Source organism: Roseomonas acroporae, from assembly GCF_023223525.1.
Lineage (GTDB): Bacteria > Pseudomonadota > Alphaproteobacteria > Acetobacterales > Acetobacteraceae > Roseomonas_E > Roseomonas_E acroporae.
Map to the genome: position 1 here is coordinate 1 of NZ_JALPRX010000236.1, position 352 is coordinate 352.

At 72.4% G+C, this 352-nt stretch carries 1 protein-coding gene; it reads right to left on the reverse strand.

The annotated features are described in order from the left end of the window. Positions 1-352 (reverse strand): hypothetical protein (locus M0638_RS28240; protein ID WP_248670288.1); only part of this gene is annotated, 352 nt, incomplete at both ends.

The window sequence follows — 352 nt, forward strand, 5'->3', positions numbered from 1 at the left end:
CGTCCCCGGCGGCGCCCCTGGCGGCGTCCCAGGCGGCGGCCAACTCCTCCGCCGTCATCGCATCGAGGTGCCGCGCGAACGCCAGGATGATCGGCGCCTGGTCGCCGATGACGCGCTCCGGGTTCGTCAGGACGATCTGCGGCGCGCCGTCGCGGCGGTCGTTGACCTGGCGCAGCAGCACGGCCTGGAAGCGCGAGACGCCCAGCAGCTCGGCGACGGCGCGGTCGGCCTCTTCCTGTTCCACATTGTGCAGGCGCTCGTCGGACCAGCCGGCGAGGTGCAGCGCGTCGCCCTGCGCGCAGTAGTGGCACTCGCCCGTATCCTCGTCGGTGTCGATCAGGCTGCCCTTGAA